We start from the raw sequence: 13,516 nt of genomic DNA, 5'->3' as shown, positions 1-13,516 counted from the left end.
GAAAAAGCGCTGAAAGAGGGTTCAATACCAACAGTCGATGGAGATATATTATTAAAGTACCTATTGATTGGAGTGGAGGCTAGACGCCCCCCGGAAAGCGCCCAGGCGGAGCGGAAATCAACCCCAAGTTATGATGATGAGTCAGAAAAAGGAGGAAATGATGAAAAGAGAAAAAGCTAAGTATAAATCATATAAAGGCTGGATTATGAATCCACAATTGCGAGATTTTCACGAGGGACGAATTTGGCTAAAGGAATATACATCTTTTACAAAGATGGAAATTAAACGAGCGATTCAACATAACTATTTTCAAGTAATAGAAGGTATCCAGCAACAGCCCTCCCTAAAATGCATGCGATGTTACAATGATAACTTACAGCAATTTACGTACTTTGACTGTTCAAAATGTCAAAAAATCTGCGTCTATTGTAGACATTGCTTGAATATGGGGCGGATTAGTTGTTGTACAAAATTACTAGTTTGGCGAGGGCCGAAAGTGTGCAAGCAAAGGCGACACTCATTTGAATGGACAGGTCGATTTACACCTCTGCAACAACAAGCTGCGGAAGAAATGTTAGAAAGTGTGAAACGCAAGCGTAGCCATTTGATAAATGCGGTATGTGGGGCTGGAAAAACTGAAATTCTTTTTCAATCTGTTCACTATGCGCTGGAGAAGGGATTACGCGTGTGCATTGCGACGCCAAGAACAGACGTTGTACTCGAACTATTTCCTCGTTTTCAATCTGTTTTTCCGAACACGAATATCCATGCATTATATGGTGGGGCACCAAAACAAGCAGGCTACGCTCAGCTTATTATGGCAACGACTCATCAATTGTACCGATTTCAACAAGCCTTTGATCTGATCATTGTAGACGAGGCAGATGCTTTTCCTTACACCTTCGACAAAACACTTCAGACGGCCGTCCAGATAGCAAAAAAGCAAGAAGCCCCTATTGTCTTTGTGACCGCAACCCCCTCACAAAAGTTACTACAACAATACAAAAAGGATGGATATTCCTTTATTCCGAAACGTTATCATAACCATCCATTACCTGTGCCTCGTTACAGTTCATTATGGAGCTATGAAAATAAATTTAAAAAAGGGAAAATCCCAATTAAACTTTTGCGTTGGACAGAAGAGCGACTCGCTCGACAAGAACCATTTCTTATTTTTTTACCGAAAGTAGCATTAATGGATGTTGTTACACCTCTTTTCCAAGCTATCCATCCTGACATTTTAGCGGTACATGCAGAAGACCCTGAAAGAAAAGAAAAAGTACTTAAACTTCGAAATGAGGAAATCCCAGGTTTGCTAACAACAACTATTTTAGAAAGAGGTATTACGATTAAAAATGTTCAAGTTGCTGTGGTAGGAGCTGAATCGGCCATATTTACGGCTAGTGCACTTATTCAAATAGCTGGAAGAGTAGGTCGAAACCAAGCGTATGCAGATGGAGATGTTGTATTTTTTCATCATGGCATTACAGTTGAAATGGACGAGGCTAAAGCGACTATTTTACACAGTAATAAGGAGGGGTTTTCAACGTGAATAAAAATGAGACACATTGTTTACTGTGCTCGAGACCTTTACAAACTAACTCTTCATGGAAAACACTCTTATCCAAGCAATTTCCACCAAGTATTTGTGAAAATTGTTTAGCGAAATTCGAACGAAATTCCTCGCTAGAAAGCACATCCCTCTATCGTTATAATGATGCCATGAAAGATTTCCTTCACCAATACAAATTTCTCCAAGATGTTGCGCTCGCAAAGGTGTTTAGACAGGAACTTCACAAACTATTTAAACACGAAAAAGCAACGATTATCCCTATCCCGATGCATGTGGAAAAGCAAAAGGAACGCACTTTTGCGCATATGGATGAACTATTAAAGGCAGCACAAATCCCCTATACTCAACTGTTAGAAAAAACTACGATAGAAAGACAAAGTTCTAAAACGAGGAAAGAACGTTTACAAACAGCTCCATTATTTAGGCTACGTAATGATTCTACAGTTGAATATAAAGAATATTTGATATTTGACGATATAAAAACAACAGGTACGACTTTGCAACATGCAAGAACGATTTTGAAAGAAGCAGGTGCAAAAAACGTTCGTATTTTTACGTTAATCAGTGGATGAATTTACAAAAGCATCATGTATAATATGTACGAGAGAATATTGATTTGGCGTATAAACTAGTTAATTATATTTAATGTATAGGATTCAAAGGGGAGGCAATTGAAATGGCAGAAGTTCGTAATTGTCCAAAATGTAATGAATTTTTTAATTACACAGGATTAAGAGAAGTATGTCACAAATGTGCACAATCAGAAGAAGATTTATATCAAATAGTTTATCGCTTTTTACGTAAGCGTGAAAATCGTGCAGCGACGGTTGAGCGAATAGTAGAAGCAACTGGAGCTGACGAAGATTTATTATACAGATGGGTGCGTAAAGGTCGATTACAGCCAGCAATGTTTCCTAATTTGGGTTACCCATGTGATAACTGTGGTCATCTAACGACAAAGGGCAAACTGTGTTCTAAATGTCAGGATGAATTGAAAAAAGAACTTCGTACGTTTGATGCTGCAAAGGAATTCCGTGACAGTGTACAGCAACGTGATCGTGCCACGTATCATGCAGATCGTAAAAACAATTAATATGCCGGTGTGCTAATTGAAAAAGGATTAGCACACTTTTTATTTTGAAAAACTTAACATTGTTTAGTACAGTCCGAAATAATAGATAGATAAGCTTTTTAGATAGGGGGAAGAGTACCAATGAAAATTACAACTTACGGTGTTAACGCTGTTAATGCCTACAAAAATCAAGTTCGTAATGTAAAATCAGCAGACAATAAAGCATCATTTGCCGACAAAATTGAAATTTCAAAAGCGGCACAAAACATGCAAGGCGTGACTACTTATAGTACAGAACGTGCAGAACGTGTGCAACAGTTAAAAGCAGATTTAGATTCAGGTGAATACAAAGTAAATGCACGTAAAGTCGCAGAAGATATGCTGAAATATTATCGTTTCTAAAGAACGACAGAAAGGGTGCCTGACAGTATGTCTGTAGAAAACATCTATGCAACACTAGAAAAATTAGAAAGAATGCACAAAAGCTTACTAGAGCTTTCTTTTAAAAAAACAGAGCTTTTAAAAACGAACAATACGGAAGCACTCGACCAAATGCTCAAGGATGAGCAGGCGCACGTAGCAGCGATTGATAAGCTCGAGCAACAGCGTCAGTTACTGGTAACGGAATACCTTGGAGCAAAAGGATTTGCCCCCGCTGACAAAATGACTGTCGCCGATGTCATCAAAGTTGCTGACAATGATACTGATAAGGAAAAGTTAGAAAAAGTACGTAATCGTTTATTACTTATTATAGACGATTTACGTAAGCAAAATGATCTCAATCAAAAGCTTATTTTCCAATCATTACAATTCGTCAATCTCACTCTCGATATGTTACGTCCTCAACCAGGCCAAATCAATTACTCTGGCAATGAGGTACGAGGCACAAACACAATCGCCAAAAAAACATACTTTGACTCACAAGCATAGGTTTTGCACCTGCGCAAAATCTGTGTTTGCTTATTTTTGTCATGACCAACTAAAAGGAGGAAATTCACATGCGTTCTACATTTATGGGTTTAGAAGCAAGTAAACGTGGTTTATTTACACAGCAATCAGCTTTATATACAACAGGACACAATATTTCGAATGCCAATACGCTTGGCTACTCTCGCCAACGAGTGAATATGCAAGCAACACCTGGTTTTCCTACACCAGGGTTGAATTCACCTAATTACCCTGGTCATCTTGGAACGGGGGTGGAAGTAGGCTCAATTCAACGTATTCGAGATGAATTCGTCGATCGTCAATTCCGCCAAGAAACAAATAAGCTTGGCTACTGGGAATCACGTACAAAGGCAATTTCTCAAATGGAAGATATCATGAATGAGCCGTCTGAATTCGGTATAGATAAAGCATTCGAGAATTTTTGGAAGTCACTAGAAGATGTCAGCGCAAAACCTGGGGATGCTGCGGCACGTAAAGTAGCCATTGGTCTTGCGGAACATTTGGCAGAATCATTTAATTATATGGATACACAGCTAAAGACAATACAGGGTAATATTGGTAATGAGATTGATGTTTCTACTAAGAAAATTAATACACTCCTTAAACAAATTGCAGCGATGAATCAGCAAATTCAAGAGGTAGAACCAAGTGGCCATGTACCGAATGACTTGTACGATACACGTGATGTATTAGTTGATGAGTTAAATAGCTATCTACCTGTTTCTATTGAACGTGTCCCTTCAGGTGGGAACGCATCTCATGTTGCCGAGGGTAGTTTGAAAATTACATATAAAGGTGCAGATGGTGTTGTAAGAGACTTGGTTGATGGGAAAGACTTCGCGCAATTTACAGCAATGGGAGCAAAAGGGCCGATTAATGGTGATGACACAGAAAATGTATTCACAGAAATGCAGTTAACAGATGTAGAATCAGCTGAAACTCATGAAGCGGGCAATGTACCTAATGCTCAACCAGCTATTAAACAAGAAAACTTTGAAGCTTCTAAAGGAAAGTTCTTATCTTTAATCAATTCATACGGATACCAAAATGCGGGCGGTGGTGTTAAAGGATACTACCCAGAAACATTAGCGAAATTAGATCAACTTGCCAATGCATTTATTAAAGAATTTAATGACTTCCATAAACAAGGCTACACTCTTAAGGGAGTAGACGAGACGACAGGTGCTGTCCTTGATTCTGTAAATGGTATTGAGTTCTTTGAAGGTACTGGTGCAGCGGGTATTAAGGTGAGGGATGCAATTAAAGAAAATTCAAACCTTCTAGCAGCATCTTCAGGATACGGTGAAGAAGGTAACGGTAAACATGCAATTATACTAGCTAATATGCAACATAAAACTTTTGGATCTATTGGTAATGCAACTATGCAAACCTTTTACAAAGGTATGATTGGTAAGCTTGGTGTAGATGGAGAGGAAGCACTTACGCGCTATGGCAGTTCTGGGTCTCAACTCCTGATGATTTCAAATAGCCGTGACTCCGTGAGTGCCGTGTCTTTAGACGAAGAAATGACAAATATGATTACGTTCCAACAAGCTTATAATGCAAATGCACGTATGATTACCGTTGTTGATGAGACATTAGACAAAATTATTAACGGCATGGGACGCGTAGGTTTATAAAAATTAAATCTACTGTGTCAGGTATGTCATTTCCATTATAGAAAGAATGAAGCGGTGGTATAGCCCACCGTCTTAAAAGAAGGGAGCTTCAATAATATGCGTGTAACACAATCAATGCTTTCTAATAATATGATACGTAATTTAAGCAATAGCTACGGTAAAATGTCGAAACTACAAGAACAAATCCAATCGGGTTCAAAAATCAATCGTCCGTCCGATGATCCTGTTATTGCAGTAAATGGAATGGGCTACCGCCGTGATTTAGCGAAGGTAGAACAATATCAACGCAATATGATTACGGCAAATAGTTGGTTAGATACAACGGATGAGTCACTGAATCAGGTGGGCGAACAAATGAAGCGTGTTCGTGAATTAGTTATTCAAGCCGCTAATGATACGAATACACCAGAAGATCGCGAAAAAATGAAAATGGAAATTGACCAAATTCGTCAACAACTTCAAGATGTGGCCAATACAAAAGTAGCAGATAGCTATATTTTTAGTGGCACGAATACAGGTCAACCGCTTTATCCTGAAGGAACACCACCAGTTAACGAAGAGAAAGTGAAAATAGAAATTTACGATGGTATTCAACTTCAAGTAAATACACCTGGGAAAACACTTTTTAAGAATATTGATGATTTGATGGGGAAAATTTCTGATTTACTAGGAGATTCAAATACAACAGGTGCAGAAATCGGTGATGCACTAGGTGGTGTTACTTCAGCAAGTACAAGTGATGATATTACAGCCATACATAATCAGGTACTTGCAGCACAAGCAGACATTGGTGCACGTCAAAATCGTGTAGAGATGATGGATAACCGACTTGCTCTTCGTGAGGTAAGTGTAACAAAGCAATTGAGTGATAACGAATCTGTTGACTATTCAAAAGCTATTACAGAATTAGTAACGAATGAATCGATACACCAAGCGGCGCTATCAGTTGGTGCGAAAATTATCCAACAAACATTAGTAGACTTTATTCGATAAATGAAAGAAGCGTTTGGACAATTTGTTCAGACGCTTTTATTGAAAGGAGAAAGAGCTATGAGACTCCCGCAAATTCAAATACGAACAACCGATGCACAAGTAGATTTACATATTAGCAAACCGCAGCAGATCATTAAGCAACCGAATGCAACGCAAAGAATCGAACAACCAGCAGCTATTCTCGAAATTAACACCAAACGGGGCGTGCTTCGTATCGATTCTTCACAGTCAAGACGCGATCTCGGTTTAATAGGTCCGTTTGAGTCGAGTGCAAAGTACGCACAAGAAGGTAAACAAGAAGCAATGCAAGGGATGGCCCGTAGAGCAAGAGAAGGGCGTCAAATGATGGAAGGTGCAGGGAAGGATCAGGGGAGAGCGATAATTCAAGGGATTGCTAAGCAAAATCATGGTCCAAAGCGCATCCCTTTCAATATAAAGTTCATCCCATCTGTCGACTCGGTAAAAATTAATTATACACCTGGCACAACTGACATTAATATTACAAGGCAAAATCCGAAAATTGACGCACAAGTGAACAAACCGATACATGACTACACACCAGGGAACGTAACAGGTACAATGATACAAAGACCAGATGTTCAAATTGACGTTATTGGATAAGGAGTGCACGAAATAGATGAAACTAAATACGAAATTTTTAGGTGAAGTAGAGATTACAGAACAGGATATCCTACTATTTGAGCAAGGTTTACTCGGGCTAGAGGACGAAAAAGAATTCGTGTTATTGCCACTTGATGCAGATTTGCCACTAGCACTATTACAGTCTATTGAACATGTGGAAATTGGCTTTGTAATAGCCTATCCATTTGCATTTAAAAAAGATTATAGCTTTGAGATTAGTGAAGAAGACCGAGAGCAGTTACAAATTGACAAAGAAGAAGATGTACTTACCTATTCGATTGTCACGATGAAGGAAACTATTCAAGATTCTACACTTAACTTACTAGCACCAATTATAATTAATGTCAGTAGAAAACAAGGTAAACAAATTGTTTTGCAGGATAACAAGTCCTACCCATTACGCTATCAAATAGGTGATTTGGAAGGAAGTGCGAAATAGTGTTAGTCCTTTCACGTAAAAAAGACGAATCAATTATGATTGGTGACCAAATTGAAATAAAAATCCTTGCTGTCGAGGGCGATCAAGTCAAACTAGGTTTTGTTGCGCCTAAAACAGTAAAAGTGCACCGCTCGGAAGTATTTAAAGCGATTCAAGAGCAAAATAAGGAAGCTCTATTTGCAGCACCGAACTTCTTACAACAACTAAAAAAGAAACAATGATACAAAAACTGCCCCCTCTCGTTAGGCATAAATAATAATAGGGGCATTTTTATTATTTTACTCTCTTCAACATCAAAGTATCAGTCTTAGTCGAAACGATTTCGTACGATAATACAAAAATTCCTATAATCTACATTAATCTGTGCAAATGCTTCTTCGTGATTACGATTGGATTTTGGATAGTTCTGGGTTTTCCTGCGGTGTTTGTTGCATGTCACTAATTTTGTTTATATCCTCCTCTTCTGTGTGATGGAGAATCTGTATTTGATAATTGGAATACTTATTTCAAAAGTTTCCATCAATAATGATTTAGTTTGCTAACTTTCATGTGTATGAGTTATAGCATATAAGGGTGTTTTCTGTAGCTTTAAACTACTAAAAAGCTAGCGTAATTAGTAAATAGAAAATAAAAAAGAAGAAAATAAAAAATATTATAAAAAACTATTAAACATTCTAAACTAAATACGATATAAGTAGTGTAAGGCACAGAAGTACATAATACGATCTGAACTTACAGCATTCCACACGGATGTGGAATGACAAAAACAAACATTCAAGGAGGAATTCCAAATGAGAATTCAACATAACATTTCAGCTTTAAACACACACCGTAACTTAGGCTTCAACAACGCACAAGCTTCTAAAAACCTTGAGAAATTATCTTCAGGTTACAAAATCAACCGTGCAGGCGATGACGCTGCTGGTTTAGCAATCTCTGAAAAAATGCGCGGACAAATCCGTGGTCTTGATATGGCTACGAAAAACGCACAAGACTCAATCTCTTTAATCCAAACTGCTGAGGGTGCTCTTAACGAAACACATGCTATCCTACAACGTATGCGTGAATTATCAGTACAATCTGCGAATGATACAAACGTTTCTACTGACCGCGCAGATATTCAAAAAGAAATTAACGCTTTATCTGAAGAAATCACTCGTATTTCTACTGATACAGAATTCAACACGCAAAAATTATTAACTGGTTCATTCAAAGCTAAAACATTCCATATCGGAGCGAATCAAGATCAAAGTATTAAACTTTCAGTTGATAATATGAGTTCAACTGCATTAAAGGTTAATAGCGTTGATATTTCAACTCAATCTGCTGCTAATAAAGCAATTACAACGATTAATGAAGCATTAAAAACAGTTTCAGCTACTCGTTCTGACTTAGGTGCTATTCAAAACCGTTTAGAGCACACAATCAATAACTTAGGTGCAACGTCAGAAAACTTAACTGCTGCTGAATCTCGTATCCGTGATACAGATATGGCAAAAGAGATGATGGGCTTCACGAAGAACAATATCTTAATGCAAGCTGCACAATCTATGCTAGCGCAAGCTAACCAACAGCCACAAGGCGTATTACAATTATTAGGTTAATCCTTAATCTAGTTAATACTTACTCATAATAAAAAAGGAATCCATTCGAATATTTGAATGGATTCCTTTATTTTTATTTGTTTTTGACGATATAAAGCTTGAGGTGAAATGATTTGTCTAAATATCATATTGAATATTTACCAACTAAAAATAATTTAGAAACTGTTATGGTTAATGGATATTTATTACATAGTAAATACAATCCTGTTCAAGAGTCAACTAGAATTATTGAGAAAGAATTTGAACCCAATGTTGTTCACGTATTATTTGGTTACGGATTAGGTTATTTAGCAGAAACATTGATTGCAAAGATCAATGATCCTTCAAAATTAATTATAATAGATCCAATTTATTCGTTTTTGAGAGAAAGTGAAAAGGGTTATAGCGTTATTTCTCAGTTTGAAAAGTTAGAATTTGAAGCAATAATTGAAAAAGCACTAAAAAATTTTAATAAAAAAGTAAAGGTTATTTGTTCTCCGAATTATGATAAAATTCTACCTGAAGAATTGAAGGGAATTTTAAAAGTAATAAAAGATGTACAAATGTCTAACGTAGTGAATGAAAATACATTAAGAAGATATGCAGATTCATGGCAGGAAAATTATCTTCACAATTTATTAGATGTGTATCAAAATAATTCTTTGAGTAAACTTCAAAAATATTATTCATGCCCAGTGGTGGTCGCTTCTGGAGGGCCATCATTAACAAAGCAATTACCACTGTTAAAGAAAATGCAAGATCATGTAATCATTATTGCAGCAGGATCTACGATTAATTCCCTTTTAAACAAAGAAATTGAACCTGATTATATTGTAACTGTCGATGGGGCCATCGAGAATTACAAGCATTTTAAGGGGATAAAAAATATTAAATCGAAGTTAATTTATGCAATGACGAGCCATTATAAAATTCAGGGGGATTTTGTAAATGATAAATATGCATTTGTAGATTCTTTGAATATTGAGTACAAAGAACATATTAATAAAATCCTTTCAATTGAATTACCACTTATAATAGGGGGGGCCTCAGTAGCAAATTTTGCTTATTCGATAGCAAGCTACATAACAACAGGACCAATAGCAATGATTGGTCAAGATTTAGCTTATACGGACAATAGATCACATGCAGAAAGTAATAAACATTTCAAAAAAATTGATACAAACTTTAGAGAAAAAAGAGAACTCTTTGAAATACCTGGTTATACTGGAGACATGGTGTCTACAGATTATGTTTTTCTATCAATGAAAAATAGTTTTGAAGCACTACATAAGCATAGTAATCATGATGCTGCAATTTATAATTGTACAGAGGGAGGGGCAAAAATTGAAGAGATAGATCAACTCCCATTCAGTGATTTCTTTGAGATGTATGTGGATGATCAAACTCAACTAAATAAGGAAGTTGTAAATGATCGAACAAACGCGGATATTCAGAAATTTATAAGAATAATGGATGAATACATTGCGAGTTATAATGATTTGATTAAAGAATTAAAATTAGCGCTGAAAGTCTTGAGTCAAAATAAATCAAATCTATCCTTTGAAACAAAGACTTTGAAAAAGTTAGATAAAATAGATGGGATTTTAAAAATGAAATTTGAGCAAATCTCTCTAAATTATATTACTAACCCTATTACTTTAGATGTTTTGAGAAATTATGAACCAACTTTCAATGAAAGTTCTAGAGATACATACAGAAGGGTGTATAACCAAAATAAGGAAATGTATTCAAGGCTGTTAGAAGCTATCGAAAAAACAAAAGGTTTTACAATGGATGTAATCGAAGAAGCAAAAAAAATATAAAAGTGAGGTAAGTAAAATGGATAACTTAATAAATGAAACAATTGGCAGCTATAATTTGTACGTGAATAAAGTGCCTGCTGGGGCGGAATATATTGCGAACAGTCTAAGAGAAGATAGAGAAACTGATGCTTTGCAAGCCATTAAAGACTTTTCAGAGGGGGTTCTTTGGCTTTCGGAAGTAAGCGAATTATTAAAGAGTAATGGTGTAACAGCTAATTTAAATATGGAGAAAATACAAGAGTTTTTGATTGAAATAAATAATGGCTTAGAAAAACAAGATTATGTGCTTGTAGCCGATATGTTTGAATATGAAATTGCACCTTTCTTTGAACAGGTAGAAGTAATAAAAGGATTCGATAATTAATGAACTGGGAAGTCGATTTAGCGAAAAATGGGGAACAGACGCTGAAGCTAAATGACATACAATTATATAGTAATTATCGTCCGCGTGAGGATGCTTGGAAGTGGGTGGAATCGCAATTTGATTCTACCTATACTTGCTATTTGATTATTGGATTAGGACTCGGTTACCATGCAGAAAAGCTAGTGTCATTAGCAAATGGAAAGCCTGTCTATGTATATTACTTTGACCAACGGGAATTATATTTTACACCAATCAAGGAAGCGGTCAATGATATTTCGCACATTGATTTTACGAATTGCCAAATATTAATTCCAAATTCATTTTTAAATGCACTCGGGAATCATCCGATCCTTCCTTTTTTAGAGGATATTAAAATAAATCAAATAACTTATAAAAAATTTGCGTATCAAATGGAACAAAACTTCCATATTAACGTCGCTAACGAACTGTTTGAACCATATCCTGTAGTTCATAAAAAAGCAGCTTGTTTAATTGCTTCTGGCCCTTCGTTAAACGAAACAATTTATTGGATAAAAAATATTGAAAATCATGTAGATATTTTTGTTGTTGGCTCCGCATTAAAAATGGTGCTCGCTCATCAAATAAAACCTACTGCAGTTATTATTTCAGATGCCAAGTCAACAATTACTCGTCAACTGGAAGGTGTAGACTATAAGGGACCACTGTTTTACTTAAGTACAGCAAGTTCAGATGCTGTGCAACTACATAAAGGGCCCCGTTATTTACTTTGTCAGCAAGGTTATCCATTAGCAGAATCATTAGCGGCTGAAAAAAATTTAACGCTTATTGAATCAGGTGGTTCAGTTGCAACCACTGCTTTTAGTTTAATAGAGGAATTAGGGTATAAGCAGCTTGTGTTATTTGGACAGGATCTAGGGTTTACGGGGAATGCAACACATGCAGAAGCTTCGACATCTGGCCGAATTGTTACGAAAACTAATTCACTCACAAAAATAAAAGCAAATAATGGCGATAATATTTACTCTACAAAAAATTTACAAACATTTTTACGTTGGTTCAATTCGAAAATGCAACGTACAGCGTTAACTGTTACGAATACAGCATATAACGGGGCAAAGATTGACAAAGTTAGTTATGTGAATGAACAAAAATTATATAAATTGCTGAAAAAATTATGATTTCGTAGGTTTGTCTATATGTTTTTTAAAACTAACCGATAAAAATGTTAGAGATTTATATATAATGAATACATATTACATAGACATATAGATAGGGGCAAGTGAAGAGATGAATATTTTAGAGGGTAAAACAATACTCGTAACTGGTGGCACGGGGTCTTTTGGTAAGAAATTCATTCGAAAAGCACTACAACAAGGTGTGAAAAAAGTTATTGTATTTAGCCGTGATGAGCTAAAGCAATATGAAATGAAGCAAGAATATACAGATGCTCGTATTCGTTTTTTTATCGGTGATGTACGTGATAAGGATCGTTTATACCGAGCATTTGATGGTGTAGATATCGTTATCCACGCTGCTGCAATGAAGCATGTAGATGCGTGTGAGTATAATCCTTTTGAAGCGGTGAAAACTAACATTAATGGTGCTCAAAATATTATTGAAGCTGCTATCGATCGTGGTGTAGAAAAAGTGATTGCTCTTTCAACTGATAAAGCGTGTGCACCAGTAAATTTATATGGCGCAACTAAATTAGCGTCAGATAAATTATTTGTTGCTGCGAATTCGTATGTAGGTGACAATCCAACGCGATTTGCGGTTGTACGATATGGTAATGTTGTGGGCAGTCGAGGTAGTGTTGTACCATTCTTTAAAAAGGTACGTGAAACAAGAGTTGTACCCATTACAGATGAGCGTATGACCCGCTTTTGGATTACCCTTGATCAAGGTGTACAATTTGTACTAGATAATTTAGAACGTATGCATGGTGGAGAAATTTTCGTACCGAAAATTCCGAGCATGAACATTATGGACTTAGCGAAGGCAATAGCACCAGAGTGTGAAACAAAAATTGTAGGTATTCGTCCAGGCGAAAAACTACATGAGGCGATGATTATGGAAGATGATGCACGCCATACAGTAGAGTTTGATACATATTACGTGATTCAACCAGAATTTTCGTTTTGGTCGAAGAAATTTGCAGAAGGTGGGAAAGAGTTACCTGAAGGATTTGAGTATACGAGTGATAAGAATGCAGAATGGTTGACTATTGAAAAATTAGCTGAATTATCTGCAGAAATGTAAAGGTATATAACTTAGAAAATTTGGTAAGCTATATCTTTTTGATTTTCCCTGTTTAGTAGGACTAAGCAGTGTGCACCTATCTTGGGGATTTTCTTTTTTATAAGTGAACAAAATGACTAGTACAACTTTTATCAACTAAAAAAGTGGAAGAAATTGTTTAATGCAATATAAACTAATTAATATGTTAAAGAAAGATAG

Annotated in this window: 15 protein-coding genes; all 15 read left to right on the top strand. The window is 36.2% G+C overall.

The features are described from left to right. Window positions 1–160 precede the first annotated feature (160 nt). On the top strand, window positions 161–1,552 hold the full coding sequence (locus ACIQ2D_RS06565; protein ID WP_402861229.1) for an ATP-dependent helicase ComFA: 1,392 nt from the start codon (window positions 161–163) through the stop codon (window positions 1,550–1,552). Next, window positions 1,549–2,145 (top strand): ComF family protein, encoded by a 597-nt coding sequence (locus ACIQ2D_RS06560; RefSeq protein ID WP_402861226.1) that lies wholly within the window; start codon window positions 1,549–1,551, stop codon window positions 2,143–2,145. The genes ACIQ2D_RS06565 and ACIQ2D_RS06560 overlap by 4 nt, the downstream gene beginning before the upstream one ends. Window positions 2,146–2,249: 104 nt before the next feature. Continuing rightward, window positions 2,250–2,666 (top strand): TIGR03826 family flagellar region protein, encoded by a 417-nt coding sequence (locus tag ACIQ2D_RS06555; RefSeq protein WP_402861223.1) that lies wholly within the window; start codon window positions 2,250–2,252, stop codon window positions 2,664–2,666. A 120-nt stretch (window positions 2,667–2,786) separates the two neighbouring features. Continuing rightward, window positions 2,787–3,047, top strand: a complete 261-nt coding sequence (gene flgM, locus ACIQ2D_RS06550; RefSeq protein ID WP_402861220.1) for a flagellar biosynthesis anti-sigma factor FlgM — start codon at window positions 2,787–2,789, stop codon at window positions 3,045–3,047. Window positions 3,048–3,074: 27 nt separating this feature from the next. Beyond that, the gene (locus tag ACIQ2D_RS06545) at window positions 3,075–3,575 is read left to right on the top strand and encodes a flagellar protein FlgN (protein ID WP_402861217.1); all 501 of its coding nucleotides are present in this window, start codon (window positions 3,075–3,077) and stop codon (window positions 3,573–3,575) included. A gap of 68 nt (window positions 3,576–3,643) precedes the next feature. After that, entirely contained in the window at window positions 3,644–5,233 is a 1,590-nt protein-coding gene (gene flgK / locus ACIQ2D_RS06540) for a flagellar hook-associated protein FlgK (RefSeq protein ID WP_402861214.1), read from the top strand. 96 nt (window positions 5,234–5,329) lie between these two features. After that, window positions 5,330–6,226: a flagellar hook-associated protein FlgL gene (gene flgL, locus ACIQ2D_RS06535; protein WP_402861211.1), complete on the top strand. Its 897-nt coding sequence runs from the start codon at window positions 5,330–5,332 to the stop codon at window positions 6,224–6,226. A 57-nt stretch (window positions 6,227–6,283) separates the two neighbouring features. Continuing rightward, window positions 6,284–6,847 (top strand): DUF6470 family protein, encoded by a 564-nt coding sequence (locus ACIQ2D_RS06530; RefSeq protein WP_402861208.1) that lies wholly within the window; start codon window positions 6,284–6,286, stop codon window positions 6,845–6,847. A 16-nt stretch (window positions 6,848–6,863) separates the two neighbouring features. Beyond that, on the top strand, window positions 6,864–7,307 hold the full coding sequence (gene fliW / locus ACIQ2D_RS06525) for a flagellar assembly protein FliW (RefSeq protein WP_402861205.1): 444 nt from the start codon (window positions 6,864–6,866) through the stop codon (window positions 7,305–7,307). After that, on the top strand, window positions 7,307–7,528 hold the full coding sequence (gene csrA, locus ACIQ2D_RS06520; protein ID WP_402861202.1) for a carbon storage regulator CsrA: 222 nt from the start codon (window positions 7,307–7,309) through the stop codon (window positions 7,526–7,528). The genes fliW and csrA overlap by 1 nt, the downstream gene beginning before the upstream one ends. Before the next feature lie 570 nt (window positions 7,529–8,098). Then, window positions 8,099–8,911, top strand: coding sequence for a flagellin N-terminal helical domain-containing protein (locus tag ACIQ2D_RS06515; protein ID WP_402861199.1), 813 nt, complete (start codon window positions 8,099–8,101; stop codon window positions 8,909–8,911). 113 nt (window positions 8,912–9,024) lie between these two features. After that, window positions 9,025–10,713 (top strand): motility associated factor glycosyltransferase family protein, encoded by a 1,689-nt coding sequence (locus ACIQ2D_RS06510; protein WP_402861196.1) that lies wholly within the window; start codon window positions 9,025–9,027, stop codon window positions 10,711–10,713. A 16-nt stretch (window positions 10,714–10,729) separates the two neighbouring features. Then, window positions 10,730–11,077 carry a DUF8042 domain-containing protein gene (locus ACIQ2D_RS06505; RefSeq protein ID WP_402861193.1) on the top strand — a complete coding sequence of 116 codons (348 nt, stop codon included), beginning with the start codon at window positions 10,730–10,732 and terminating at the stop codon, window positions 11,075–11,077. After that, on the top strand, window positions 11,077–12,237 hold the full coding sequence (locus ACIQ2D_RS06500) for a motility associated factor glycosyltransferase family protein (protein ID WP_402861190.1): 1,161 nt from the start codon (window positions 11,077–11,079) through the stop codon (window positions 12,235–12,237). Before ACIQ2D_RS06505 ends, ACIQ2D_RS06500 begins: the two co-directional genes overlap by 1 nt. A 109-nt stretch (window positions 12,238–12,346) precedes the next feature. After that, window positions 12,347–13,318, top strand: a complete 972-nt coding sequence (gene pseB / locus ACIQ2D_RS06495; RefSeq protein ID WP_402861187.1) for a UDP-N-acetylglucosamine 4,6-dehydratase (inverting) — start codon at window positions 12,347–12,349, stop codon at window positions 13,316–13,318. Window positions 13,319–13,516 lie beyond the last annotated feature (198 nt).

It is taken from the genome of Lysinibacillus sp. NPDC097287 (genome assembly GCF_044761695.1).
In the GTDB taxonomy this organism is placed as follows: domain Bacteria; phylum Bacillota; class Bacilli; order Bacillales_A; family Planococcaceae; genus Lysinibacillus.
Note: the sequence above shows the minus strand (reverse complement) of the source record. Positions and strands in the feature narration are given on the sequence as shown.

Bases quoted from the DNA above. Each gene is read 5' to 3' on its own strand.
- flgK (WP_402861214.1), top strand. From the start codon at position 3,644: ATGCGTTCTACATTTATGGGTTTAGAAGCAAGTAAACGTGGTTTATTT.
- ACIQ2D_RS06500 (WP_402861190.1), top strand. From the start codon at position 11,077: ATGAACTGGGAAGTCGATTTAGCGAAAAATGGGGAACAGACGCTGAAG.
- ACIQ2D_RS06545 (WP_402861217.1), top strand. From the start codon at position 3,075: ATGTCTGTAGAAAACATCTATGCAACACTAGAAAAATTAGAAAGAATG.
- pseB (WP_402861187.1), top strand. From the start codon at position 12,347: ATGAATATTTTAGAGGGTAAAACAATACTCGTAACTGGTGGCACGGGG.
- ACIQ2D_RS06565 (WP_402861229.1), top strand. From the start codon at position 161: ATGAAAAGAGAAAAAGCTAAGTATAAATCATATAAAGGCTGGATTATG.
- ACIQ2D_RS06530 (WP_402861208.1), top strand. From the start codon at position 6,284: ATGAGACTCCCGCAAATTCAAATACGAACAACCGATGCACAAGTAGAT.
- fliW (WP_402861205.1), top strand. From the start codon at position 6,864: ATGAAACTAAATACGAAATTTTTAGGTGAAGTAGAGATTACAGAACAG.
- ACIQ2D_RS06515 (WP_402861199.1), top strand. From the start codon at position 8,099: ATGAGAATTCAACATAACATTTCAGCTTTAAACACACACCGTAACTTA.
- ACIQ2D_RS06505 (WP_402861193.1), top strand. From the start codon at position 10,730: ATGGATAACTTAATAAATGAAACAATTGGCAGCTATAATTTGTACGTG.
- flgL (WP_402861211.1), top strand. From the start codon at position 5,330: ATGCGTGTAACACAATCAATGCTTTCTAATAATATGATACGTAATTTA.
- ACIQ2D_RS06555 (WP_402861223.1), top strand. From the start codon at position 2,250: ATGGCAGAAGTTCGTAATTGTCCAAAATGTAATGAATTTTTTAATTAC.
- flgM (WP_402861220.1), top strand. From the start codon at position 2,787: ATGAAAATTACAACTTACGGTGTTAACGCTGTTAATGCCTACAAAAAT.